The organism is Enterobacter sp. BNK-18 (assembly GCF_047456135.1).
Classification (GTDB): Bacteria; Pseudomonadota; Gammaproteobacteria; order Enterobacterales; family Enterobacteriaceae; genus Enterobacter; species Enterobacter ludwigii.
This window is the reverse complement of sequence record NZ_CP179899.1, coordinates 2235136-2260898: the sequence shown is the minus strand read 5'-3', so window position 1 is coordinate 2260898 and position 25763 is coordinate 2235136. Positions and strand designations below refer to the sequence as shown.

19 protein-coding genes and 1 riboswitch are annotated in these 25763 nt (G+C 56.8%); of the genes, 5 read left to right on the top strand and 14 right to left on the bottom strand.

The genetic code is table 11. The features are described 5' to 3' along the window. Positions 1 to 43: 43 nt before the first annotated feature. Complete coding sequence (locus tag ACMGG3_RS10950) at positions 44 to 559, top strand: protein disulfide oxidoreductase (protein WP_414149891.1); 516 nt, start codon at positions 44 to 46, stop codon at positions 557 to 559. Positions 560 to 595: 36 nt separating this feature from the next. Here the strand turns inward: ACMGG3_RS10950 and ACMGG3_RS10945 are convergent, their stop codons facing one another. Both ACMGG3_RS10945 and ACMGG3_RS10940 read right to left on the bottom strand, forming a co-directional pair. After that, positions 596 to 2062, bottom strand: coding sequence for a pyridoxal phosphate-dependent decarboxylase family protein (locus ACMGG3_RS10945; RefSeq protein WP_025203662.1), 1467 nt, complete (start codon positions 2060 to 2062; stop codon positions 596 to 598). Positions 2063 to 2080: 18 nt separating this feature from the next. Continuing rightward, positions 2081 to 3457 carry a diaminobutyrate--2-oxoglutarate transaminase gene (locus tag ACMGG3_RS10940; protein WP_014170865.1) on the bottom strand — a complete coding sequence of 459 codons (1377 nt, stop codon included), beginning with the start codon at positions 3455 to 3457 and terminating at the stop codon, positions 2081 to 2083. Positions 3458 to 3950: 493 nt separating this feature from the next. Further along, a riboswitch (TPP riboswitch) is annotated at positions 3951 to 4048 on the top strand. 35 nt (positions 4049 to 4083) lie between these two features. Here ACMGG3_RS10940 and thiM point away from each other — a divergent pair. Genes thiM through ACMGG3_RS10925 form a run of 3 tightly spaced genes read left to right on the top strand, consistent with a single transcriptional unit; the run spans position 4084 to position 6440 of the window. Beyond that, on the top strand, positions 4084 to 4854 hold the full coding sequence (thiM, locus tag ACMGG3_RS10935) for a hydroxyethylthiazole kinase (protein ID WP_333178166.1): 771 nt from the start codon (positions 4084 to 4086) through the stop codon (positions 4852 to 4854). Next, complete coding sequence (thiD, locus tag ACMGG3_RS10930) at positions 4851 to 5651, top strand: bifunctional hydroxymethylpyrimidine kinase/phosphomethylpyrimidine kinase (RefSeq protein WP_025203664.1); 801 nt, start codon at positions 4851 to 4853, stop codon at positions 5649 to 5651. The genes thiM and thiD overlap by 4 nt, the downstream gene beginning before the upstream one ends. A 42-nt stretch (positions 5652 to 5693) precedes the next feature. Next, positions 5694 to 6440, top strand: coding sequence for a GntR family transcriptional regulator (locus tag ACMGG3_RS10925; RefSeq protein ID WP_014170861.1), 747 nt, complete (start codon positions 5694 to 5696; stop codon positions 6438 to 6440). On the opposite strand, the gene ACMGG3_RS10920 is transcribed toward ACMGG3_RS10925, so the two are convergent. Genes ACMGG3_RS10920 through ACMGG3_RS10910 form a run of 3 tightly spaced genes read right to left on the bottom strand, consistent with a single transcriptional unit; the run spans position 6414 to position 9642 of the window. Beyond that, positions 6414 to 7367, bottom strand: coding sequence for a PfkB family carbohydrate kinase (locus ACMGG3_RS10920; RefSeq protein ID WP_032680616.1), 954 nt, complete (start codon positions 7365 to 7367; stop codon positions 6414 to 6416). The genes ACMGG3_RS10925 and ACMGG3_RS10920 overlap by 27 nt on opposite strands. Further along, positions 7364 to 8368, bottom strand: a complete 1005-nt coding sequence (locus tag ACMGG3_RS10915; protein WP_020883237.1) for an ADP-ribosylglycohydrolase family protein — start codon at positions 8366 to 8368, stop codon at positions 7364 to 7366. Before ACMGG3_RS10915 ends, ACMGG3_RS10920 begins: the two co-directional genes overlap by 4 nt. Continuing rightward, positions 8365 to 9642 carry a nucleoside permease gene (locus ACMGG3_RS10910; protein WP_025203667.1) on the bottom strand — a complete coding sequence of 426 codons (1278 nt, stop codon included), beginning with the start codon at positions 9640 to 9642 and terminating at the stop codon, positions 8365 to 8367. The genes ACMGG3_RS10915 and ACMGG3_RS10910 overlap by 4 nt, the downstream gene beginning before the upstream one ends. Positions 9643 to 9893: 251 nt before the next feature. On the opposite strand from ACMGG3_RS10910, the gene fbaB reads away from it, so the two are divergent. Continuing rightward, a complete protein-coding gene (gene fbaB / locus ACMGG3_RS10905) occupies positions 9894 to 10946 on the top strand; it encodes a class I fructose-bisphosphate aldolase (protein WP_014170857.1) in 1053 nt (350 codons plus the stop codon). A 54-nt stretch (positions 10947 to 11000) separates the two neighbouring features. Here the strand turns inward: fbaB and yegS are convergent, their stop codons facing one another. The 9 genes from yegS to ACMGG3_RS10860 form a co-directional block, all read right to left on the bottom strand. Further along, complete coding sequence (yegS, locus tag ACMGG3_RS10900) at positions 11001 to 11900, bottom strand: lipid kinase YegS (RefSeq protein WP_014170856.1); 900 nt, start codon at positions 11898 to 11900, stop codon at positions 11001 to 11003. A gap of 248 nt (positions 11901 to 12148) precedes the next feature. Further along, positions 12149 to 13510, bottom strand: coding sequence for a tRNA 5-hydroxyuridine modification protein YegQ (gene yegQ / locus ACMGG3_RS10895; protein WP_014170855.1), 1362 nt, complete (start codon positions 13508 to 13510; stop codon positions 12149 to 12151). Positions 13511 to 13664: 154 nt separating this feature from the next. After that, the gene (locus ACMGG3_RS10890; protein ID WP_014170853.1) at positions 13665 to 13997 is read right to left on the bottom strand and encodes a YegP family protein; all 333 of its coding nucleotides are present in this window, start codon (positions 13995 to 13997) and stop codon (positions 13665 to 13667) included. 135 nt (positions 13998 to 14132) lie between these two features. Next, positions 14133 to 14855 carry a two-component system response regulator BaeR gene (gene baeR, locus ACMGG3_RS10885; protein ID WP_014170852.1) on the bottom strand — a complete coding sequence of 241 codons (723 nt, stop codon included), beginning with the start codon at positions 14853 to 14855 and terminating at the stop codon, positions 14133 to 14135. Further along, complete coding sequence (baeS, locus tag ACMGG3_RS10880; RefSeq protein ID WP_063924752.1) at positions 14852 to 16255, bottom strand: two-component system sensor histidine kinase BaeS; 1404 nt, start codon at positions 16253 to 16255, stop codon at positions 14852 to 14854. Before baeS ends, baeR begins: the two co-directional genes overlap by 4 nt. Continuing rightward, positions 16252 to 17667: an MFS transporter gene (locus tag ACMGG3_RS10875; protein WP_414149890.1), complete on the bottom strand. Its 1416-nt coding sequence runs from the start codon at positions 17665 to 17667 to the stop codon at positions 16252 to 16254. The genes baeS and ACMGG3_RS10875 overlap by 4 nt, the downstream gene beginning before the upstream one ends. Beyond that, positions 17668 to 20745, bottom strand: coding sequence for a multidrug efflux RND transporter permease subunit MdtC (gene mdtC / locus ACMGG3_RS10870; protein ID WP_322415952.1), 3078 nt, complete (start codon positions 20743 to 20745; stop codon positions 17668 to 17670). Continuing rightward, the gene (locus ACMGG3_RS10865; protein ID WP_014170848.1) at positions 20746 to 23868 is read right to left on the bottom strand and encodes an MdtB/MuxB family multidrug efflux RND transporter permease subunit; all 3123 of its coding nucleotides are present in this window, start codon (positions 23866 to 23868) and stop codon (positions 20746 to 20748) included. It lies immediately after the preceding gene. Next, positions 23868 to 25076, bottom strand: a complete 1209-nt coding sequence (locus tag ACMGG3_RS10860) for an MdtA/MuxA family multidrug efflux RND transporter periplasmic adaptor subunit (RefSeq protein WP_020883246.1) — start codon at positions 25074 to 25076, stop codon at positions 23868 to 23870. Before ACMGG3_RS10860 ends, ACMGG3_RS10865 begins: the two co-directional genes overlap by 1 nt. Positions 25077 to 25763: the final 687 nt, after the last annotated feature.

Sequence of the window (25763 nt, the reverse complement as noted above, 5' to 3'; positions counted from 1 at the left end):
GCATTGCTCGCTAAGATGACCGTCGATTCATCAAGAGGTCACAATGGAAAACCGCACATTCAGTCGACTGCGCCGCTGGGCGCGGGAAGGGATCATCTTCTTTCTGCTCGCGCTGGCCGTAATGTGGGGCGTGGATCAATACCGCAAGCCCACACTCCCCGCCAGCTTTAGCGCTGCACCGATGCACAGCATCGACGGAAAGATCCACGATATAACGGCACTCAGCCAGGAACGCCCGCTGCTGATATACGTATGGGCAACTTGGTGCAGCATCTGCCGGTTTACGACGCCCTCGGTCAATACGCTGGCAGAACAGGGTGGCAACGTCGTGAGTATCGCCATGCGTTCCGGCGACGATGCAAAGCTGGCGCGCTGGGTCGACAAGAAACAGCTGGTCATGCCGGTGGTCAACGATGCCAACGGTGCGCTGTCACAGGGGTGGCAGGTGAGCGTAACACCGACGCTGGTGATCGTGTCGAAGGGGAAAGTGGTCAGTACTACTACGGGGTGGACAAGTTACTGGGGAATGAAGCTCAGACTGTGGTGGGCAGGGCTGTAAAGAGAGCCCCTCTTCCGGCGGAAGAGGGGCTGGATATTACTTCGCCAGAACTTCCTGTGCGGTACGCTCAACCAGCGACAGCAGGACTTTAATGTCCTCCAGGGTCACGGTTGGGTTCAGCAGAGTCAGTTTCAGGCAGGTGACGCCGTTATGCTCGGTCACGCCGACGTTAGCACGGCCGGATTCCAGCAGCGCATCACCAATTTTCTGGTTCAGCAGGGCGATACCCGCGTCGTCCATCTGTACCTGTCCACGGAAGCGGAACAGTACGCTTGCCAGCTGCGGTTGCATAACCAGTTCCAGAGCAGGCTGCTCTTTCACGTAAGCCGCAACCTGCTGTGCCAGCGTAACACCGTGATCGATGATCGCCGCGTATTGTTCCTGACCCAGCGCTTCCAGGCTCATCCACAGCTTCAGCGCGTCGAAACGACGGGTCGTCTGCAGAGATTTGGACACCAAGTTAGGCACGCCAGCTTCTTCATCGAACTCAGAGTTCAGATAGGCCGCCTGATAGCGCATCAGCTCATAGTGGCGCGCTTCTTTGAGCAGGAACGCACCGCAGCTGATGGTCTGGAAGAACTGCTTGTGGAAGTCCAGAGTAACGGAATCCACCAGCTCGATACCGTCCAGGTAGTGACGATACTGCTCGGACATCAGCAGCGCGCCGCCCCAGGCCGCATCAACGTGTACCCAGATATTCTGTTTCGCCGCCAGTTCAGCAATGGCACGCAGCGGATCGATTGCACCTGCATCGGTAGTACCGGCAGTGGCAACAATCGCCAGGATCTGCTCGCCGTTAGCATTGCACTGCTCAATTTTCGCTGCCAGATCGTTGAGATCCATGCGCGAGAATTCATCCGTTTTCACCTGCACGACGGACTGGTAGCCCAGACCCATCAGCGCCATGTTCTTCTGCACGGAGAAGTGTGCGTTTTCAGAGCACAGCACGCGGATTTTACGCAGATCGCCAACCAGGCCGTCCTGCTGAACGGAATGACCCTGACGCGCGAAGAACGCATCACGGGCCAGCATCAGACCCATCAGGTTGCTCTGCGTGCCGCCGCTGGTGAACACACCGGCGTCGCCAGCCTGATAACCCACGCGGGTACGCAGCCATTCGATCAGCTTGATCTCAATGATGGTTGCGGACGGGCTTTGATCCCAGGAGTCCATGCTCTGGTTAGTGGCGTTAATCAGTACTTCCGCCGCCTGGCTAACCACCAGGCTTGGGCAGTGCAGGTGCGCCACACACTGCGGGTGATGAACGGACAGGCTGTCTTTCAGGAAGAACTCCACGGCGCGTTCAATTGCCGCTTCGTTGCCCAGCCCTTTCGGGTTGAAATCCAGCTTAATACGGTCGCGCAGTTCCGCGACCGTTTTGCCCTGATACATCTCAGGCTGTTTCAGCCACTGCATCACAGCCTGAGTGCTTTGTTCAATCGCCTGCTGGTAAGCTTCAATGCTCTGTGCAGAGGAGAACAAAATTGGGTTTGAATCTGACATCGTGTTCAACAACTCCGGTTACGCCGGGCGAACGCCCGCAGCAAGCAGCGCCTGCTCGAATTTATCCAGGAAGACTTTCAGCTCATCATCGCTGATCAGCAGGGAAGGCAGCAGACGCAGAACAATACCGTTGCGACCACCGCGCTCCAGAATCAGGCCGGCTTCGAAGCACTTCTTCTGAATCAGTGCAGACAGCTCGCCATCACCCGGGTAGCAACCCATGTGGTCTGCCGCTTCGTGTGGCTTAACGATCTCAATCCCGATCATCATGCCCAGGCCGCGAACGTGACCGATAACCGGATAGCGTTTCGCCATCTCGTTCAGCTGGCCTTTCAGCCATTCGCCCTGTGCGGCCACTTTGCCCGCGATGTTCTGGTCTTTCAGGATTTTCAGCGTTGTCAGACCGGTTGCCATTGCCAGCTGGTTGCCGCGGAAGGTACCGGTGTGGTGGCCTGGTGCCCACGCATCGAACTGTTTTTTGATGCCGAGTACCGCCAGTGGCAGACCGCCGCCAACCGCTTTAGACATCACGATGATGTCTGGCTCAATGCCCGCGTGTTCGAAGGCGAAGAATTTACCGGTACGGGCAAAGCCAGCCTGAACTTCGTCGAGGATCAGCAGAATGCCGTGTTCCTGAGTCACTTTACGGATGCGCTGCAGCCACTCAACCGGAGCCGGGTTCACGCCGCCTTCACCCTGAACGGCTTCAAGGATCACTGCCGCAGGTTTACGCACGCCGCTTTCAACGTCGTTGATCAGGTTTTCGAAATAGTAGGTCAGCGCTTTCACACCCGCCTCACCGCCGATACCCAGTGGGCAACGGTACTGGTGTGGGTAAGGCATGAACTGCACTTCTGGCATCATACCGTTAACCGCTTCTTTCGGAGACAGGTTGCCGGTAACGGCCAGTGCGCCGTGAGTCATACCGTGGTAACCACCAGAGAAGCTGATGATACCGCTACGACCGGTCACTTTTTTCGCCAGTTTCAGCGCCGCTTCAACGGCGTCAGCACCGGATGGACCGGTGAACTGCAGGCAGTACTCTTTGCCCTGGCCAGGCAGCAGAGAGAGCAGATATTCTGAGAACGCGTCTTTCAGAGGCGTAGTCAGATCCAGAGTATGTAACGGCAAGCCGCTGGTAATGACATTTTGGATGCTTTTCAGCACATCAGGATGGTTATGTCCAAGCGCAAGGGTGCCTGCGCCTGCTAAACAGTCAAGGTATTCTTTATTGTCTGCATCGGTGATCCACACGCCTTCTGCTTTAGTGATTGCTAAAGGCAGTTTGCGCGGATAACTCCTGACGTTAGATTCAAACTCGGCCTGACGGGCCAGATAGGTTTCGTTGCTTTTGTGGGCATCTACGGTGTCAATACGGACTTTATCCGTCATCATATCACTCCTACAACCGCCGCTTCGTTATGAGCAACGATTGAATAAAAAGTTAAAAAACAGATGGGGGCCTGAAAAAAACGCCGCCAATATAGAGCCTTTTGTCACGAGGCTCAATGGTTAATTTGTTTACTGTTTTATGACATGCGGTACGGGGGAGGGAATATCCTCATTTTAAGAATAAAAATTGCGCTTTATGCCAAACAAAAACAGCCGGTTACGCGTATTTTGTCAGGACTGTAAAAAGAGAGAAAAGTGTGTGACAAATCGTGCCATTGAGGGACGTTAAGGGGGGCAGATAGCCCCTTTAAGCGCATTATCTCGACATTACCTGCAAAATACCGGGGTCACGACAGGTTGTTTTTATTCCCGGACATAGCGGTTACAGGCTTCTCATTACATCTGATTGGTATAACAAAATCGTGAAAGCGAGAAATCATCAGGTCTTGCATCACTGGTACTCTTCCCCTAATCTGCCAAATGTAAGTGAATTCTTACCAATGACTCGGGGTGCCCTTCTTAAATGAAGGCTGAGAAATACCCGTATTACCTGATCTGGATAATGCCAGCGTAGGGAAGTCAGATGCCTTCCCGGTCATCGCTTCTTCACGCACGGCAGGAGCGATACCATGCAGCCTGACCTGCTCGATTTACACGTTTTACATCAGTTTCGAACCCGTTCCCCGCTTACCCACTGTATGACCAACGATGTGGTACAGACCTTTACGGCCAATGTGTTACTGTCGCTTGGCGCTTCTCCGGCTATGGTGATTGAAGCCGAAGAGGCCGAGCAGTTTGCCGCGCTCGCAGATGCCCTGCTGATTAACGTCGGGACGCTGACGGCGCCGCGCGCCCAGTCGATGCGCCGGGCGATTGAGAGTGCAGTGGCAGCAGGGAAACCCTGGACGCTTGACCCGGTTGCCGTAGGGGCGCTGACGTTCCGCACCCGTTTTTGCCACCAAATCCTCGCCCTGAAACCGGCGGCCATTCGCGGCAATGCCTCGGAAATTCTCGCCCTGGCCGGGATGAGTGCGGGCGGGCGCGGCGTCGATACCACCGACACGGCGGCGGCTGCGCTGCCTGCCGCGCAGGCGCTGGCTCGCCAGACGAATGCCATTGTGGTGGTCACCGGTGAACGGGATTACGTCACCGACGGGCAGCGCACCCGCACGGTCGTGGGCGGTGACCCGATAATGACCCGCGTGGTGGGAACGGGATGCGCGCTCTCGGCAGTCGTGGCGGCGAGCTGCTCGCTTCCCGGTGACCGGCTGGATAACATCGCCGCCGCCTGCGGATGGATGAAACGTGCCGGAACGGCGGCCGTCACCCGGTCTGGTGGTCCCGGCAGTTTTGCCAGCGCGTTCCTCGACGCGCTCTACACTCTGGAGGAACGGGTATGAAACGGATTAACGCCCTTACTATTGCCGGTACCGACCCAAGCGGCGGCGCGGGCATTCAGGCTGATTTGAAAACATTCTCCGCACTCGGCGCATACGGCTGCTCGGTGATTACCGCGTTGGTGGCGCAAAATACGCGTGGCGTGCAGTCGGTTTACCGCATTGAGCCGGACTTTGTCGCCGCACAGCTGGATTCGGTTTTCAGCGATGTGCGAATCGACACCACCAAGATTGGGATGCTGGCCGAGACCGACATTGTTGAAGCGGTGGCAGAACGGCTTAAACGTTACCAGGTGCAAAACGTGGTGCTGGATACCGTGATGCTGGCAAAAAGCGGTGACCCGCTGCTGTCCGCCTCCGCCGTCGAGACGCTGCGAAATAAGCTGCTGCCGCAGGTTGCGCTTATCACGCCTAATCTGCCTGAAGCCGCTGCGCTGCTGGATGCGCCGCACGCGCAGAATGAGCGCGAAATGAAAGAGCAGGGGAATGCGCTCCTGGCGATGGGCTGCGGCGCCGTGCTGATGAAAGGCGGTCATCTTGATGATGAAGAAAGCCCTGACTGGTTGTTTACCCACGACGGTGCGCTGCGTTTCACGGCCCCGCGGGTACAGACCAAAAACACCCACGGGACCGGCTGCACGCTCTCTGCCGCGCTGGCGGCTTTGCGCCCCCGTCGTGACAACTGGGGGGATACGGTCCGCGACGCTAAAATCTGGCTCTCCGAAGCGCTGGCAAAAGCCGATACTCTCGAGGTTGGTCACGGTATTGGTCCGGTACACCATTTTCATGCCTGGTGGTAAGCCGTATACTGGCAACACACACCAGGCCTGAGAAAAACAGAGATGGAACAAGCGCATACCCGGTTAATCGACCAACTGAATGAACGCATTGCCGCCCCGGACAACACGCCGCTGTATCTGAAATTTGCCGAAACGGTAAAAAACGCGGTACGCAACGGGGTGCTGGAGCATGGGAATATACTGCCCGGCGAGCGCGATCTCAGTCAGTTAACCGGCGTGTCGCGCATTACCGTGCGCAAAGCGATGCAGGCTCTGGAAGCCGAGGGCGTAGTGACGCGCGCCCGGGGCTATGGGACGCAAATCAATAACATCTTTGAATACTCGCTCAAGGAAGCGCGCGGTTTTTCTCAGCAGGTGGTGCTGCGCGGCAAAAAGCCCAACACGCTGTGGGTGAATAAACGGGTGGTGAAATGCCCGGAAGAGGTGGCCAGCCAGCTGTCAGTGCCGCCGGAGAGCGAGGTCTTTTTGCTTAAGCGCATCCGCTATGTGGATGATGACGCCGTATCGATTGAGGAGTCCTGGGTGCCGGTAGGGTTGATTCACGATCCGGATGCAATTGGGATTTCCCTGTATGACTACTTCCGTAGCCAGAATATCTTCCCGCAACGCACCCGCTCACGCGTCAGTGCCCGCATGCCGGACAGCGAGTTTCAGACGCATATCCGCATGGATGACAAAATCCCGGTGCTGGTGATCAAGCAGGTTGCACTTGATCAGCAGAACCGGCCCATTGAGTTCAGCATCAGCTACTGCCGTAGCGATTTATACGTCTTTGTGTGCGAGGAGTAACGCCTCGCGCCCTGGCGCGCAGTCGCCGCCGCGGTGGCTAACGACCCAGGCTGCCACTGCATTGCCAAGCGTAACGGCATCAGCCAGCGACCATCCTGCCGCCAGCCCGGCAAGCGTGCCACCGGCGTGGCTGTCGCCCGCACCGATCGTGTCGACGACGGTTGCGGGAAACGCCGGAACGTAGCCCGATTTATCACCCTCATACCAGGCGGCACCGTCTTTATCGTGGCGAATAATCAGCGCAGAACCAAAACGCTGTAGCCACTGCGGGCCGAGTGTTTCAGCTTCCATGCCAAATCGTCCCGCTGCCATCTCGGCTTCCTGGCGATTAAGCGATACCATCGGCTTACAGGCCATGATCCGCGCCATCAGCGCATCAGGAATATCGGCAATGCGCGGCCCAAAGTCGATAAACGCGGTAATGTTTTCCAGGCCTTCCAGCCAGGCCGTCAGACGCTCTCCGCACGGTGACGCCAGCTGATAGCCTGAGAGGTAGACCAGGCTTTCAGACGGCACGTGCAGCGCATCCAGCCAGCGCTGTTGCCACTGGTTCTCCACGCCGCTAAACGACATAAAGGTCCGCTCACCGTCCGGTTCGACCAGCGCCAGACACCAGCCGTTGTCGCCCGTTTCTACTTCGATGACGCTGTGCAGATCCTGTTTGGCCATGGCGTTACGGATGATGTCTGCCCACACTCCGTGACCGACAGGGAGCGCGTTTTGCGCGGCGATCCCGAGCCGTTTCAGCGCAATAGCAATATTCAGCGCACAGCCGCCGATATTGACACCCTGTTGTTTGAGTTCGATATCACACCCGCGCCAGGGCAGGGCATAGGCGTCGGCGATCACGTCGATGACCGCAGCACCCAACACCGTGACCGGGCGAGTGGCGTGCAGTGTTTCAAGGCGTGCAGCAAAAGCACTCATACGCCCTCCCTTTGCTCCCGGAAGTGCAGCAGTTTTTCACAGTAGTGGTTAAAGTCGAGGCGGTTTACGGCGTCGAGTTCCTCCTTGTACGCCGGGTCAATCGCCTGTACGCCGTGAAGCGCACCGCAGATTGCCGTCGCCATCGCGCCGATGGTGTCCGTATCACCGCCGAGGTTGGCGCACAAAATGGCGCAGCGGTTCGGGTCGGTGCCTGCCAGTTCGACCATCGCAATCGCCGCTGGAACCGACTCAAGCGTGCTGGTGCCCGCGCCAATAAGCTGGTAAACCTGCTCGCTGGCGGAATCGATGCCGTTGGCTTCACGCACGGTCTTAAGGGCGAGCTCAATCCGTGCCGCCAGCGATGCGCTGAAGGTGGTTGTTTTCGCTTCCTGTGCGTAGCGGGCAATGCCTGGCAGGGCATCGACGATGTTCTGCCAGCGTTCACCGTCAATGGCACGCGACACCGCCCAGGCTATCACCACCGCGCCGGCAATCGCGAGGTCGGATTTATGGGTCGGGCTTGAGGCCAGCGCCACCTCTGCGACAAAGTGCTCCAGACGCGTGGCCGGCAGCAGGCAGCCCAGCGGAGAGGCGCGCATCGCCGCACCGTTGGTGACGCCGTTGTTTTCCAGTTCACTGACCGGCTTGCCGTCACGAATGGCGTTAAGCGCAATCTTCGATGTCGGACCTAACACATTCTTGTTAAACGCATCGAACGACTCCGCCCAGTGCAGAATATGTTTGCCGATAACATCCGCGTTGATCTGCCCGTCGCATTCGATAATCGCATCCGCCAGGCATAACGCCATTGACGTATCGTCGGTGAATTCTGCCTGCTTAAAATAGCAGGCGGCGTTATTTTCAGCCGGTCCGGGTAAAAAACGGTCGATCCAGCCGAAGTGCGCTTTGACGCGCTTTCTCGGCCAAAGCTCCGACGGCATGCCCATCGCATCCCCTAACGCTTGCCCGTAAAGGGCACCGAGAACACGTTCTTGTTTCATTTAACTTCCCCTCGTGTCAGCGCGGTATCGCCTTCAACCACCTCAATTGCGGTGATCTCTTTGTCCGATTCGCGGAAAAACAGCATAAACAGCACGGCGATCACGGCAATCATGATCCCTCCGAATGCCCACATTCCGGCCCAGTTGAAGGTCAACCCATTCACCGGCTCTTTGTATGCGAACATTTTTTCCATCATCACGCCGCCCAGGCGGTAACCTAACAGGCTACCAAACCCCTGACAGCACAGCGTAATCAGGCCTTGTGCGGCGGTGCGCATATGCACCGGCGCTTTTTTATCCACGTAGATATACGCGGTCACATAGTAGAAGTCGTAGCTCACGCCATGCAGCAGAATGCCGAGGAACAGCAGGGCATAGGTGAAGTACTGATCGGCACCACCGTAAACAAAGAAGCCATAGCGGATGGCGGCGGTGAGCAGGCCCAGCAGCAAGACCTTCTTAATACCAAAGCGTTTGGTGAAGAACGGCAGCGCCAGCATAAAGAAGATTTCGGAGAACTGGCCGAGCGTCATCCAGCCGGTGGCGTTTTTCATCCCCACTTCGGTGAGATAGCCGTTAGCAAAGATGTAATAGAAGGCCAGCGGCATCGCGAACAGGAATGAGCAGAAGAAGAACACCAGGAAGTTTTTATCGCGCAGCAGGATCAGCGCATCCAGCCCCAGCATGACTTTGAAATCCATCTTGCCGGTACTCTTCGGCGGGGTGTTCGGCAGGAACAGCGCAAAGACACCGAGCAGGGCGGAGCTGCCCGCCGTCATCAGCAGCGGAATATTGGTATCGGAAATGTCGTTATAGCCCATCATCTGCGGCAGGAAACCGCACGCCAGTCCCGAGGCGATCCAGCCGAGGGTGCCCATCACGCGGATACGCGGGAAATCAGCCTCCACATCATCCACATTGGCGAAGGCAATACTGTTGGTCAGCGCAATGGTCGGCATATAGGTCAGGGAGTAAACCAGCAGCAGCGGGAAAAAGGTGCTGAACTGGGTTTGCTGTGCGGCGAAGTACATCACGATGGCACCGGCGAACATCAGTACGGCCAGTACTTTCTGCGCAGCGAAAAAGCGGTCGGTCAGTGAACCCACCAGAATGGGGGAGAGGATCGCGGCAATCGCGGTACAGGCATAAGACCAGCCAATTTCCCCGGCGGTAAAACCGCTTTTGCTCAGCCACAACCACAGCGGTACAAACCACGCGCCCCAGATAAACCATTCAACAAACATCATGAATGACAGTTGGACTTTCGTTTTCATTGTTTAATCCTGCATGTCAGAGAGGGTACGCCTTTAACATACCACTTAATAATACCTTTTAAATACCTTTGCGGTGATTGTTTGATCAATGTAACAGTTTTGTTGTACACGAATCGAGCCAGCAGATTGTGCTGAAAAAAAATGCAAATGGTGGAAAATCTGTTAAGTCGGTACCAGGCTTAGTCTGCCCATAACGCTATGGGTCTGGATAAACACTCACCGACATCACGTCGGGCTTACGGGAGCATCACATGACTGATATTGCGCAGTTGCTTGGCAAAGACGCCGACAGCCTTTTACAGCATCGTTGTATGACCATTCCAGCCGACCAGCTTTATCTGCCTGGCCACGATTACGTCGACCGCGTGATGGTTGATAACAACCGTCCGCCTGCGGTACTGCGAAATATGCAGACCCTCTATAATACCGGCCGACTGGGGGGAACCGGGTATCTTTCTATTTTGCCGGTTGACCAGGGCGTTGAGCACTCCGCGGGCGCCTCCTTTGCGGCGAACCCGTTGTATTTCGATCCGAAGAACATCGTCGAACTGGCGATAGAAGCAGGCTGTAACTGCGTGGCGTCCACCTATGGCGTACTGGCCTCCGTATCGCGTCGCTATGCCCACCGCATTCCATTCCTCGTCAAACTGAATCACAACGAAACCCTGAGTTACCCGACCGAATACGATCAGACGCTTTACGCCAGCGTAGAGCAGGCGTTCAATATGGGTGCGGTCGCGGTCGGGGCGACGATCTACTTTGGTTCTGAGCAGTCACGTCGCCAGATTGAAGAAATTTCTGCTGCCTTCGAACGCGCGCATGAGCTGGGTATGGTCACCGTTCTGTGGGCGTATCTGCGTAACTCCGCATTTAAGAAAGACGGAGTGGACTACCACGTTTCTGCCGACCTGACCGGCCAGGCGAACCATCTGGCGGCGACCATTGGCGCGGATATTGTGAAGCAGAAGATGGCGGAAAATAACGGCGGTTATAAAGCGGTAAACTTCGGTTACACCGATGACCGGGTCTACAGCAAACTGACCAGCGAAAACCCTATCGACCTGGTGCGTTATCAGCTGGCGAACTGCTATATGGGACGTGCCGGGTTAATTAACTCCGGTGGTGCGGCGGGTGGCGACACCGATCTCTCCGATGCGGTGCGCACGGCGGTTATCAATAAGCGCGCGGGCGGTATGGGGCTGATCCTGGGCCGTAAGGCGTTTAAAAAATCGATGGCTGACGGCGTGAAGCTGATCAATGCCGTGCAGGATGTGTACCTGGACAGCAAAGTGACTATCGCTTAAGACTTTTTGTAAAACGCTGGCCGGGTCAGGCGTTACCGCCGCCCGGCCACACTGTCAACGCAGAAGCTGGCAGTCCGGTGGCAGCCGGCACTGTAGCGCGCCCGGTAACACCTCAATGCGGAACTGCTTCCCGCTCAGCGGCTCTCCGTCAAGATTAAACGTCATGCCGTGTGGGGCATTCACTTCAAACCACGCGGATTTACCGGCAATAATATTCGGGCTCTCCTCTGGCTGGGTCAGGGTGGTAAACAGCGCAGGCAGCAGGCCATCACCCGTGAAAATACGCAGCTGTAACTGACCATCATTGATCAGCGCCTCCGGGCATAACTGCTGTCCGCCACCGGCCTGACGGCCATTGCCGATACCAATCACCAGCGCATCACCCTGCCACTGAAAGTTCTCGCCGTGAATCTCACAGCGGTCCGGCTTCAGGGTATCCATACGCATCAGGCCATGGATCAGATACGAGACGCCGCCCAGCGCTGCCTTCAGCTTTTCAGGGGTTTCGCTGGTAATGCGCGTCCCGAATCCACCGGTCGCCATATTGATAAAACAGGTTTTTTCATTCACCTGAGCAATATCCACGGCGGTGGCTTTGCCGAGGATAGCCAGCTGCAGGGCTTTTCCCAGTTCTTCGGGGATTCCGGCGCTGGTGGCGAAATCGTTGGCCGTACCGAGCGGCAAAATGCCCATCACCGGGCGGTCGGTTGCGGGAAGATCTATCAGAGCGCCGGCAATTTCATTAATGGTGCCATCGCCCCCGCCAGAAATAATGGTTTCGACCCCGAGCTTCAGACCTTCGTCGATATAGCGTGCCGCATCACCTTTTTCCCACGTCACTCGCACGTGTATACGCGCACCGTCTTCACGCAAATCCGTCACTGCCTGGCGCAACAAATCGTTGCCCGCACTTTTGCCATTGAGAATCAATAAACTGTCTGGATAGATTGCCATCCGCGCTGCTCCCTTTTTTAGCGTTAGTAAGAGTGTATAGCAGGGAGGAAAAAAGCGGGTAAGAACAGGATGAAAGGGAAAAAATAAGCCCGCGTAAGGGAGATTACGCAGGCTAAGGAGGTGGTTCCTGGTACAGCTAGCATTTATGGGTTATGTTTTTCAGCGGGGGGATAATACCCGTATTGAACGAAGCGGTATGTGATCCGATTCTAAGAATTATCCCAGCGCGAAAAAATTTCCCTGCTTGATTATTTACTGTGCGGGTTACGGGTACTTTCACCGTTGAAATTACGCATCAGCAGCGCAAACTCCAGCTCCACTTCTTCGGGTACCGGCAGCCAGACGGTATGGCCGTTGCCTGGCGCCACGTCAATTGCTTCGCCTTTACCGTTTTCCAGATGTTCCAGGGTGAAGTTCATGTTGCCCTGCGGGGTCATCAACTCCAGGCTGTCGCCTTTGGTGAATTTGTTCTTCACCGCCACGGCGGCCAGCGCACCTTTGCGCTCACCGGTAAAATCACCGACAAACTGCTGGCGCTCGGAAACGGAATAGCCGTGTTCGTAGTTCTGGTAATCGTCATGGGTGTGACGACGCAGGAAGCCTTCGGTATAACCGCGATGCGCCAGGCCTTCCAGGGTTTCCAGCAGGCTGGTATCGAACGGTTTGCCGGCAGCGGCATCGTCGATGGCTTTACGGTACACCTGAGCAGTACGCGCGCAATAGTAGTAGGACTTGGTACGGCCTTCAATTTTCAGGGAATGCACGCCCATCTGCGTCAGACGCTCAACGTGCGCAATCGCACGCAGGTCTTTGGAGTTCATGATATAAGTGCCATGCTCGTCTTCAAAGGCGGTCATGTACTCACCCGGACGTTTGGCTTCTTCAATCATGAACACGCTGTCAGTTGGCGCGCCGATGCCTAAGGTTGGCTCCACGTTGGTCACCGGGATCGGCTCATGTTTGTGGACGATATTGCCAATGTCGTCTTCTTTGCCTTCCTGAACGTTATATTCCCAGCGGCAGGCGTTGGTGCAGGTACCCTGATTCGGGTCACGCTTGTTGATGTATCCCGAGAGCAGGCAGCGACCGGAGTAGGCCATGCACAGCGCGCCGTGAACGAAGATTTCGATTTCCATATCCGGCACCTGCGTGCGGATTTCTTCAATCTCTTCCAGCGAAAGTTCACGAGACAGAATGACGCGGGTCAGCCCCATCTGTTTCCAGAATTTCACCGTTGCCCAGTTAACGGCGTTGGCCTGAACGGAGAGGTGAATATCCATCTCCGGGAAGTTCTCCCGAACCAGCATGATTAAACCCGGGTCCGACATGATCAGTGCGTCCGGTCCCATATCAACCACCGGCTTCAGATCGCGAATGAACGTTTTCAGCTTGGCGTTATGCGGCGCAATGTTGACCACCACGTAGAATTTTTTGCCCAGGGCATGTGCTTCGTTAATGCCGAGCTGCAGGTTCTCGTGGTTGAATTCATTGTTACGCACGCGCAGTGAATAGCGCGGCTGGCCAGCATAGACGGCGTCAGCGCCATAGGCGAAAGCGTAACGCATATTTTGCAGAGTTCCCGCCGGGGAAAGGAGTTCCGGTTTAAACATGTTTGTTCTCGTTCTGATGACAGGTCAGATCCGCATGCACCAGGTGCAGCGGTAAGGGGAGATCCCCCACTTTAAGGGCGGGCATTGTAGCGCTGAGGGACAGGGAGGTAAAGCGCCGGGTCGTACCATCGCTAACCCGGCCGGATGCGTGTCGTCAGGTATTGTCTTTTACCGTCTGGCTTGAACCGTTAGTTTTGACCGACGCGATGCCTTTATCTCGCGACTGTTCCGAGGCATACATCTGGCTGCTACCAATAACCTGATGATTCCCGGCCTTCAGATTGAAGTGGAATTTACCGTTGGTGGCCACTTTCTTCTCATAACGTTCATCAGAAGGGCTATTGGTGCGAACGGAGGCGATACCGTTTTCGGCGGAATTTTTGGTGGTGTAAAGCTCACTGGTCAGGATCGTTTCTCCGTTTCCTGCTTTGAGAACAAACCTGAACTGCCCATCACTGCTTTTGTTTAACTCGAACCAACCAGACATAGGAACTCCTTGAACGAAGTGGAATTATCTGCACCAGTTATCAATAAGCGAACCGGTAATGTGAGTATGGTTGATTCTTCGTTGCTTTCCAGAAATGAAAAACCCGCCAGCAGGCGGGTTCGGTAAGCTAAATGCTCAGGCTATCCTGCAGGCATCGGCTTCCCATCGGTATCCCACGCCATACACCGCGCGGATAAATGACTGCTCCGCATCGAGCGCTTCCAGCTTGCGGCGCAGGTTTTTAATATGGCTGTCGATGGTACGATCAGTCACGACGCGGTAATCATCATACAGACGGTTCAGCAGTTGCTCGCGGGAGAAGACCTTCCCCGGCTCGTGGGAGAGGGTTTTCAACAGGCGGAATTCGGCGGGGGTGAGATCCAGCAGCTTGCCGCGCCAGCTCGCCTGGAAGCGGCTTTCATCGACGATAAGTGGGCTTTCCGCGTCCAGTACCTGCAGTTCACGATGGGGCTTACAGCGGCGCAGAATGGTTTTTACGCGCGCGACCACTTCACGCGGGCTGTATGGCTTGCAGATGTAATCATCCGCACCAATTTCGAGGCCCAGCAGGCGGTCGATCTCTTCGATTTTCGCCGTCACCATCACCACCGGCACGTCTGAGAAGCGACGAATTTCCCGGCACAGGGTCAGGCCATCGGTTCCGGGGAGCATCAGATCCAGCAGGATCAGGTCCGGCGGCGTCTGGCGCACATAAGGCAGCACCTGATCGCCATGGCTGATAAGCGTGGGGGCATAGCTTGCCGCGCGTAAATAGTCGATCAGTAACTGCCCGAGCTTCGGCTCGTCTTCGACAATCAAAATGCGTGGCGTGTTTTCGTCAATCGGTAACTCGGTCATGCTTCTCTCGATAAATCCCGTTCCAGAGGTAACTCTACTGTAATGCTTACCCCGCCAAAAGGCGAATGGGCGGCGCGGATCGTGCCATTATGGGCCTCGACGATGTTTACGCAAATCGCCAGCCCCAGACCGGACCCGCCGCTGGCGCGATTGCGGGAGCCTTCGGTGCGATAAAATCGCTCAAACAGTTTTTCCAGCTGTGCATCCTGCACGCCGGGAGTGGAATCCGCAAAGGTCAGGGCAAAATGCCCGTTTTCTTGTTTGCCGGAAATATGCAGGCCACCGCCGCTGTCGGTGTAGCGCAGGCTATTTTCCAGCAGATTGTTGAACAGCTGCATCAGGCGGTCTTTGTCGCCAAACACCACGGCGCTGTCAGGCAGTGAGAGATCGATTTTCAGGTTGCGGCTGGCGAAACGTTCGCGGAAGGCACCGCTTACCACCTCCAGCACGTTTATCACATCGACGGGCGCTTTCTGATAGGCCAGCGCGCCTTCGTCCGACATGGAGAGCTGGTGGAGGTCATCGACCAGTTTGGTCAGCGTGCCCACTTCCGCCTGCAGCGAGGCCACCGATTCGGGAGTGAACTGACGCACGCCGTCCTGAATAGCTTCCAGCTCGCCGCGCAGCACCGCCAGCGGCGTGCGGAGTTCATGGGAAATATCAGCCATAAAATCGCGTCGCATCTGCTGGTTTTTTTCCAGGGTGCTGGCGAGCTGGTTAAAGTCCTGCGCCAGCTTGCCGAGTTCGTCCTGGCTACGGGTATCGACGCGGGTGGAGAAATCCCCGGCGGCCAGCTTATGCGTCCCTTCCACCAGCCGTTTAACCGGCGCGAGCAGACCGCGGGCCAGCGGGAAGGTCGCGAGCGCGGCCAGCAGGGTGGAGAGCGCGACAATCAACCAGCTGGTGCGGCGCTGCTGGCGATCAAAGTTGATATCGGTGTTGCGCGTCAGGCGTTCAACCGGCGAGGCGATCACCCAGCCGACGGTGGCGTTATTCACTGTGATCGCCCGCTTTGTGCCATCCGGCGGAATGGGCGCGCGCGGGCCAACCAGTACGCGCATATCCTGGTCTATCACCCAGAACTGGGTGCGCCAGCCGTGCGGCGGCATCCCGGGGCCCGGGCGATCGTCACCGGTATCATGCTCAAGCGAGCGCAGGATCTGGAATACGAAGCGGTCGTTATTGCGCAGAAAACGCCAGTTACCGTGCAGGGCATACTGATCGCTCAGCGCATCGCTCAGCCCCTGTAAACGCTGTTCATTTCCATGCTTGATGTAATCAATAAAACCCCGTTCGAAACTGACCCGCACGGCCCAGTGCATGGTGACCAGCAGCACGATACAGGTGGCAAATATCGCCACAAAGAGTTTACCGGTAATGCCCGGACGCCAGAATTTCATGGTGCACTCCTTTTGCCGTGTCGGATAACGACGTTCTTACGGGTATCATCCGGCACTCTGGCGAAGATGAACGCGGGCAGGGCGATAATCACCGCCATGCTGAGATAGGTATACAAAAAGACCTGATGGGCGACCGGCGTGTCGACGCTGAGATGATGCTGTCCGTACATGCCGAGCAGTAAACCGGCAAGGGTCACCCCTACGCTCATGGAGAGCTGCATGATCATCGACAGCAGGCTGTTTCCGCTGCTCGCCAGGTCATCCGGGAGTGCTTTTAACGTCAGGGTATTCATTGACGAAAAGCGCACAGAGTTAATTATGCCCTGGCAGAACAGCACCAGCGGCAACGCGTAGTACCAGCCCAGCAGCGCCACGGCCATAAACAGCAGGCTCACCAGGGCTAACCCAAGCGTCGCGGCAACCAGGACGTGGCGATAACCAAAACGGTTAACCACCTGCACCACGATGCGTTTCATTCCCATGCTGCCAAGTACCATCGGGATCATCATCAAGCCGGCGTGAAACGGTGAAAATCCCATTCCAATCTGCAAAAAGACCGGCGTCATAAAGGGCAACATGCCGCTGCCGACGCGCCCGGCAAAGCTCCCGAACAGGCCCAGACGATAGGTGGGGTTTTTAAACAGTTCGAGCGTAAACAACGCGCTCTCGTTACCTCTGGCATGCCAGAGATACCACAGGATAGCGGTAATGCCGAGCGCCACCAGAAGGCCAAGCGTCAGGGCGGAAATCCCGAGGCCTTTTTGGCCATCAAGCGCGAGGGTGAGCATCGCCATCCCCGCCGCCAGCAGGATAAAACCCAGGAAATCAAAGCGCCGGGTCTGCATGGTGTAGTTAGGCATCAGCATCAGGGTGGCAATCGCGCCGATGATGCCCACCGGCAGGTTGATTAAGAAGATCCAGTGCCAGGAGGCATACTCCACCAGCACTCCGCCCAGCGCCGGGCCAAGCAGCGGGCCGACCTGGCCGGGCAGGGTGACGAAGGTCATCGCGGCCATATACTGCTCGCGGGGCACAATCTTCATCACCGTCAGCCGCCCGACAGGCACCATCATCGCCCCGCCAATGCCCTGTAACGCGCGGGCCATCACCAGCTGATCCAGCGTATTCGCCTGGGCGCAAAACAGCGAGCCTGTGGTAAACAGCACGATGGCGGTGAAAAAGATATTCCGCACGCCCACTTTGTCCGCCAGCCAGCCGCTGGCCGGAAGCATAACGGCCACCGTTAATACATAGGAGACAATCACCATATGCATATGCAGCGGACTCTCCCCCAGGCTTTTTGCCATCGAGGGGAGGGCGGTATTGACGATGGTTGTATCCAGCGACTGCATAAAGAAGCCGAAGGCGACAATCCACAGCTGCCAGCGCACGTGACGTGGGAGGTCGGTCATTTATTCGGTTACCGTCGTTCTGTTTTTACGCGAAAAACGCACCCGCAGGCGGTCAAAGAACAGATAGACCACCGGCGTGGTGTAGAGCGTCAGCAGCTGGCTCATCACCAGCCCCCCGACAATGGTGATCCCCAGCGGCTGGCGCAATTCTGAACCGTCACCGCCGGAAATCACCAGCGGCAGCGCGCCAAACAGCGCCGCCAGCGTGGTCATCATGATCGGGCGAAAACGCAGCAGACAGGCCTGGAATATGGCCTCTTCTGGCGTCAGGTTGCCATTTCGCTGGGCGTCCAGCGCGAAGTCCACCATCATGATGGCGTTTTTCTTCACGATGCCAATTAACAGCATGATACCAATCAGCGCAATCAGGCTGAAGGGCGCGCCGAACAGCTCCAGCGCCAGCAGCGCCCCGACGCCCGCCGACGGCAGCGTGGAGAGAATGGTCAGCGGATGGACGTAGCTTTCATAAAGCACGCCCAGCACGATATAGACTGTCGCAATGGCCGCCAGAATCAAAATCACCTGCGAATTCATCGTCTCCTGGAACACCTGCGCGGTACCGGCAAAACTGCCGCGTACCGTGGACGGCACGCCAAGCTGGGTCATCGCACGGTTGATCGCATCGCTGGCCTCAGAGAGGGACGAACCGGCTGGCAGGTTAAAGGAGATGGTCGACGCCGCCGAAAGGCCCTGGTGGTTCACCGACAGCGGCGCGTTCGCCGGCTGCCAGCTGGCAAAGTAAGAGAGCGGGATCGCCTTACCGTCGTTATTAATCACAAACATTTTGTCCAGCGCGCTGATGTCCTGGGTGTAACGCGGGTCCACCTCCATCACCACCTTGTATTGGTTCATGGGCTGGTAGATGGTGGAAATCTCACGCTGGCCGAAGGCATTGTTCAGCAGGCTGTTGGCGGCATCGACGTTAATCCCCAGACGTGACATGGTTTCACGATTGTAGGTTAGCGCCATTTCTGCGCCGTTGTCCTGCTGATCGGAGTTAACGTCCGCCAGCTGTGGCAGGGCGGCCAGCGCCTTGCGGATCTTAGGCTCCCACTCGCGCAGGGCGGCTAAATCGTCAGAGAGTAACGTGTACTGATAGCTGGCGTTAGCCTGACGCCCGCCGACGCGGATATCCTGAACGGCCATCAAAAACAGATTAGCGCCCGGCTCTTTGGCGAGCTTCACGCGCAGGCGGTCGATAACCTGCTGGGCGGTTTCATTGCGCTCGTCACGCGGCTTCAGGGTGATAAACATCATCCCGCTGTTCACCCGCGAACCGCCGGTGAAGCCGGTTACGTTATCTACCGCTTTATCTTCGCGGATGATCTTCATAAAGTCCTGCAGCTTGCCGCGCATGGCCTGAAACGAAATACTCTGGTCTGCCTGGATCCCGCCCATCAGCACCCCGGTGTCCTGCTCCGGGAAGAAGGTTTTCGGGATAGTAATGTACATCCAGACGTTGAGCACGATGGTGCCAATCAGCACCAGGCCGACAATGCGCGTATGTCTCAGCACCCACTTCAGGGACTTGCCATAGCTCTCCTGCATCGCCAGCAGGAAGCGACCAAATCCCTTACGGCGCGGCTGAGAGTGGGGCTTGCTGCGTTTTAACATCCAGCCGCACATCATCGGCGTGAGCGTGAGGGACACGATCAATGAAATACCGATGGCGACCGAGAGCGTGACGGCAAATTCCCGTAACAGCCGGCCAGGCAGGCCGCCCATCAGCAGTAACGGCAGGAACACCGCCACCAGCGACAGGCTCATCGACAGTACCGTAAAGCCCACTTCCCGCGTTCCCTGCAGCGCGGCCTGCAGCGGTTTCATCCCCGCCTCCAGATGGCGCGAGATGTTCTCCAGCACCACAATGGCGTCATCCACCACGAAGCCGGTGGCAATCGTCAGCGCCATCAGCGACAGGTTGTTAAGGCTAAATCCGCACAGGTACATCGCCGCGAAGGTCCCTATCAGCGAGACAGGCACTGCCACCGCGGGGATCAGCGTGGCCCGGCCTGAACGCAGAAACAGGAAGACCACCAGAATCACCAGCGCAACGGAGATCACAAGCGTCTGTTCCACCTCTTCGAGCGAGGCGCGAATGGTGGGGGAGCGATCCTGGGCAATCTGCAGATCGATCGCCGCCGGGATGGTCTGCTGGAGTTCCGGCAATCTCGCGCGGATACCGTTCACCGTCTCAATAATGTTGGCTTCCGGCAGCTTGCGGATCATCAGCAAAATGGCCGGTTTAGCGTTGGTCATCCCGGCATTGCGCACGTCCTGCACCGAGTCGGTGACGCTCGCGACATCGCTCAGGCGCACCGCCGCACCGTTGTTGTAGTGAATGATCAGCGGCTGGTATTCCGCAGCGGTTTTCAGCTCATCGTTAGTCTGGATTTGCCAGCGGTGGCTACTGTTCTCGATGGCCCCCTGCGGTTTGCGCACGTTTGCATTGCTGATGGCGGAGCGCACATCGTCCAGTGAAACACCCTGGTTAAACAGCGCCTGCGGGTTTAAGCCCACGCGCACGGCGGGCAGAGAGCTTCCGCCAACGCTGACATCACCCACGCCGTTAATCTGGGCGAGAGTCTGCGCCAGTTGGGTGGAGGCGAAATCGTACAGTTGCCCCTGCGAATAGGTGTCCGAGGTAAGCGTCAGGATCATGATCGGCGCATCGGACGGGTTCGCTTTACGGTATGTCGGACGGCCCGGCATCCCGCTCGGTAGCAGGTTTTGCGCGGCGTTGATCGCCGCCTGCACATCGCGCGCGGCGCCGTTAATATCCCGGTCGAAGCTGAATTCCAGAATAATGCGCGTGCTGCCAAGCGAGCTGCTGGAGGTCATCTCGTTGACCCCGGCAATTCGCCCGAGTGAACGTTCCAGCGGTGTGGCAACCGACGAGGCCATGGTTTCCGGTGATGCACCGGGCAGCGAGGCGCTGACCATGATCACCGGGAAATCCACCTGCGGCAGCGGGGCCACCGGCAGCAGCCGGAAGCCCAGGACGCCGCACAGGGTGATGGCGAGTGAGAGTAAAATCGTCGCCACCGGGCGATAAATGAAGAGGGCGAAAAACTTCATTTACGCCTCCTCTTCACGTTTCGGGAAGCGGCTTTTCGTCCACAGCGCCAGACGGTCAAACAGCAGATAAATGACCGGCGTGGTGAACAGAGTCAGGACCTGGCTTACCAGCAGGCCACCGACCATACCAATCCCCAGCGGACGACGCAGCTCGGCACCAACACCGGTACTGAGCATCAGCGGCAGGGCACCTAGCAGGGCGGCGAGCGTGGTCATCAGGATCGGGCGAAAACGCAGCAGGCAGGCCTGGAAAATTGCCTCGCGCGGCGACATCCCCTGCTCGCGCTCGGCGGCAAGGGCAAAGTCGATCATCATGATGGCGTTTTTCTTCACGATCCCGATAAGCAGGATGATCCCAATGATGGCAATCACGTCCAGCTCGCTCCCCGCCAGCATCAATGCCAGCAGCGCCCCCACGCCCGCCGTTGGCAGGGTGGAGAGGATGGTAATGGGGTGAATGAAGCTTTCATACAGCACACCGAGTACGATATACATCGCCACCACGGCCGCGACAATCAGCCAGATGGTGTTGCCCAGCGCGGCCTGGAACGCCAGCGTGCTGCCCTGGAACTGGGTCTGAATATCAGACGGGAAGTTCAGCGTCTTCTCTGCGGCCAGAATGGACTCCACCGCTTCGCCCAGCGAATAACCGTCCGGTACGTTAAACGAGATGGTGGTGGACGGGAACTGATCCAGATGGTTAATCGACAGCGGTGTGTAGCGCTCTTCCACCGTCGCGATGGCGCTGAGGGGCACGATGCCCCCGTCTTTGCTGGTCAGGCGCACCGAATCGAGCGCGGCCAGGCCGGGCGTGTTTTCCGTGTTGTGTTCCAGCACCACGCGATACTGATTCGCCTGGGTATAGATGGTGGAGATCAGACGCTGACCGAATGCGTTATACAGCGCGTTATCCACGTCGGCCATGGTGATCCCAAGCCGGCTGGCGGTATCGCGGTTAACGTTCACATATGCCGCCAGCCCTTTGTCCTGCCAGTCGCTGCTGACGTCCGAGAGCTGCGGCAGGGCGTTGAGTTTATCCACCAGTTGCGGTACCCAGGTGCTGAGTGCATCAAGGGTGGTGGCCTGCAGCGTGAACTGGTACTGGGTACGGCTCACCTGGGTATCGATGGTTAAATCCTGAATTGGCTGGAGGTACAGCTCAATACCCGGGACGCGCGCCACGGCAGTTTGCAGGCGGTCGATTACCGTCTGCACGCGGTCGTCGCGATCGTCAAGCGGTTTAAGGTTGATCTGCAGGCGGGCACTGTTTAGCGACGGGTTGGTGCCATCGACACCGACATATGACGTCAGGCTCTCTACTGCCGGATCTTTCATGATGATCTCTGACACCTGCTGCTGACGCTGCGCCATGTTAGCGAAGGAGACCGTCTGCGGTGCCTGAAGCGTACCCTGGATAATGCCGTTGTCCTGAATCGGGAAGAAGCCTTTCGGGATGAAAATCCACAGCATAACGCTGAGCGCCAGCGTACCAAGCGCCACGCCAAGGGTTGCCCATGGATGGTTAAGCACTTTCGCCAGCACCCGTCCGTAAGCGGCAATAATGCGTTCGAACATCCGCTCAGAGGCGCGCGAGAAGCGGTTTTGCTTGCGCAGGGAGGCGTGGCTCAGCATACGGGCGCACATCATCGGCGTGAGGGTCAGTGACACCACGGCGGAAATCAGAATGGCGACGGCCAGCGTCACGGCAAATTCGCGGAACAAACGCCCGACGATATCGCCCATAAACAGCAGCGGGATCAGTACCGCAATCAGTGAGAAGGTGAGGGAGATAATGGTAAAGCCGATCTCGCCCGCCCCTTTCAGCGCCGCGGCTAACGGTTTTTCACCTTTTTCGATATAGCGCGAGATGTTCTCGATAACAACGATAGCGTCATCGACCACAAAGCCGGTGGCAATGGTAAGGGCCATCAGCGTCAGGTTGTTTATCGAAAAATCGAGGAACACCATGACGGCAAATGTTCCCACCAGTGAGAGCGGCACGGCGACGGCAGGAATGAGGGTCGCCGGGACGTTACGCAGGAACAGGTAGATGATCATCACCACCAGCGCAATCGCCAGCATCAGTTCAAACTGGGTGTCAGTCACGGACGCGCGAATATTGGTGGTCCGGTCAGACAGCACTTTCACGCTAACTGACCTGGGCAGGCTTTCAATCAGTTGCGGCAGCATAGTGCGAATGCTGTCTGCGGTTTCAATGATATTGGCACCCGGCTGGCGCTGGACGTTCATCACGATCGCCTGCTGTTTGTTGGCCCAGGCGCCGAGCCAGCTGTTTTCCGCACCTTGCTCAACGGTTGCCACATCACCCAGACGCACCGGCGCACCGTTCTGGTACGCGACGATCAGCTGTCGATATTCATCCGCGGACTGCATTTGATCGTTCGCCGAGAGGGTCACGGCCCGGGTTGGGCCATCAAGCGAGCCTTTCGCCGAGTTGACGTTGGCGTTACTGATGGCGCTGCGGATGGTTTCGCTGGTGAGGCCCAGCGCGGCAATGGCCTGGGCATTGAGCTTCACGCGCACCGCCGGACGTTGACCCCCGGCAAGCGTAACCAGCCCCACGCCAGAGACCTGTGAAATTTTCTGCGCCACGCGCGTTTCGACCATGTCTTCGACCTGAGTCATCGGCATGGCGGAGGAGGTGACGGCGAGCGTCATGATCGGCGGATCCGCCGGGTTTACTTTGCTGTAGACCGGTGGGTTGGGCAGGTCCGATGGCAGCAGGTTGGTGGCTGCGTTAATCGCGGCCTGTACTTCCTGTTCGGCAACGTCGAGTGAGAGCGTAAGCTGGAACTGCAGCGTCACCACGGATGCTCCGCCGGAGCTTTGCGAGGACATTTGCTTCAGGCCAGACATCTGACCAAACTGGCGCTCCAGCGGCGCGGTGATGGCCGACGTCACCACATCCGGGCTCGCACCCGGATAAAGTGTGACCACCTGGATGGTGGGATAATCCACTTCCGGCAGCGCCGAGACGGGCAGGAAGCGATAGCCAATAATCCCGGCCAGCAGGATTGCCACCATTAACAGCGTGGTGGCAACAGGGCGCAGAATAAACAGGCGTGAAGGCCCACCTGTAGAGCTCGGGGGCATAACCTGCATCAGGAAGTCGCTCCCTGCTTAGCAGGCTGTTGCTGGCCTTCAACCACTTCGACTTTCGCCCCCTCGGTGAGACGATCAATACCGTCGGTAACCACGCGGTCACCTGCGGAAAGGCCGGCGCTGATCACCACCGTCTGGCTGTCCTGAATGCCGGTTTTCACCAGATGCTTGCTGACGTTATTCTCACTGTTAAGCACCCAGACAAAGTTCCCTTCGTTGCCCATCTGCAGCGCCGCCGTCGGGATAACGACCGCATTTTCTTGTGTCGCGACCAGCATCCGCGCATTCACGAACTGATTTGGGAAAAGCGCATCATCCTGATTGTTAAAGCGGGCTTTTAACTTGATGGTGCCGGTGGTGGTGTCAATCTGGTTATCCAGACTGAGCAGGGTGCCTTCGCTCAATTTTTGCTTGTTGGTGCGATCCCAGGCTTCCACAACCAGCCCTTTGCCGGCTTTTTGTGCCTGAACCACGGTTGCGATGTCGCTCTCCGGCAGGGTAAAGACTAAATCGACAGGATGCGTCTGGGTGATGACCACGATACCGGTGGTATCGCCGCTGGAAATCTGGTTGCCAATATCAACCTGCTTCAGACCGACGCGGCCGTCAATCGGGGCGGTGATGCGGCTCCAGTCGAGCTGCAACTGTGCGCTGGCCACGGCGGCTTCGTCGGCTTTAAGGGTGCCCAGCGCTTCGCTGACCAGAGACTGCTGCGTATCCAGTTCCTGACGCGATACCAGGTTGGTTTTCACCAGTTGCTGATAGCGTGCCAAATCGCGTCGGGCGTTCGCGAGCGTGGCCTTGTCTTTCGCGAGCTGGCCCTGCGCCTGCGCGAGGGTGACTTTAAACTGGCTTGGGTCAATTTCCGCCAGTAAGTCCCCGGCTTTAACCTGCTGGCCTTCCTGGAAGTGAAGCGCCATCAGCTGCCCGTCCACACGGCTGCGAACCGTAACGGTGTTGGCGGCGGTAATGGTTCCCAGCCCGGAGAGATAACGGGGCACCGCTTTATTTACCGCAGTAGCCGCCTGAACGGGAGCCAGCGCACCGCCGCGCATGCCGTGACGCCCGCCACTCGCGGGACGCTGTGATGGACTGCTGGCACCTGCGGAAGTGTCAGAAGAGTGATTGTGCCAGAACCAGGCGGCGGCAAGAGCCACCACAATGATGCCAGCGGCGATTGCCCAGCGGGATTTGTTACTGCCTTTCATCGTTATACGTTCTCATCCTGAATACTTCGGGGAATGATACTAGTTTAGTCAGGCAACACGGCAGAAAAATGGAGGAAATATGGAAGACTGTCTGGATTTGTCTGATTGGCAGGGGGAGGGGCGCGGCGTGAGACGGCCTTCAAATCGGATCAATTGCCAGTGCATAATTTACCAGGAATATTCCCTGCCACCTGAAATATTCTTATTATTTATCTGCCGGGTGAGAAACGGAGAAAAATAACAATTGGTTTTATTATTTAATTTGTCTTTAGGAAAATTTCATTATTCATCATGTAAGGATCGGAATATTCTCTGTTATACCAATATTTTTCATCTTGTTATCAAATCATTAACAAACTAATGATTTTTTGCAATGTGACGTATTTATTTGATTTGAAATATGTTTTTGTTATTCCTTTCATTGCACCACTTTTGATTTGTATCAAAAAGCTAAAACAGTTTAAATTGCCTAAAATTGCTATAATTATAGATTTTTATTTTAAAAATGTTATTTAAATGGTTTTATGTTTTTATTTAAGCGATCTCGTCATGAATGATTATGAGAAAAATCCTAACGGCGGAGGGTTTTTTCGTCATTCGATTGGTTGTCCTGAAACATAATTCAAATAATACTTTTTTGGCGCGGTAAATCCCGTTCGCATTTAAATGGAGCTTCCAGGTTATTTA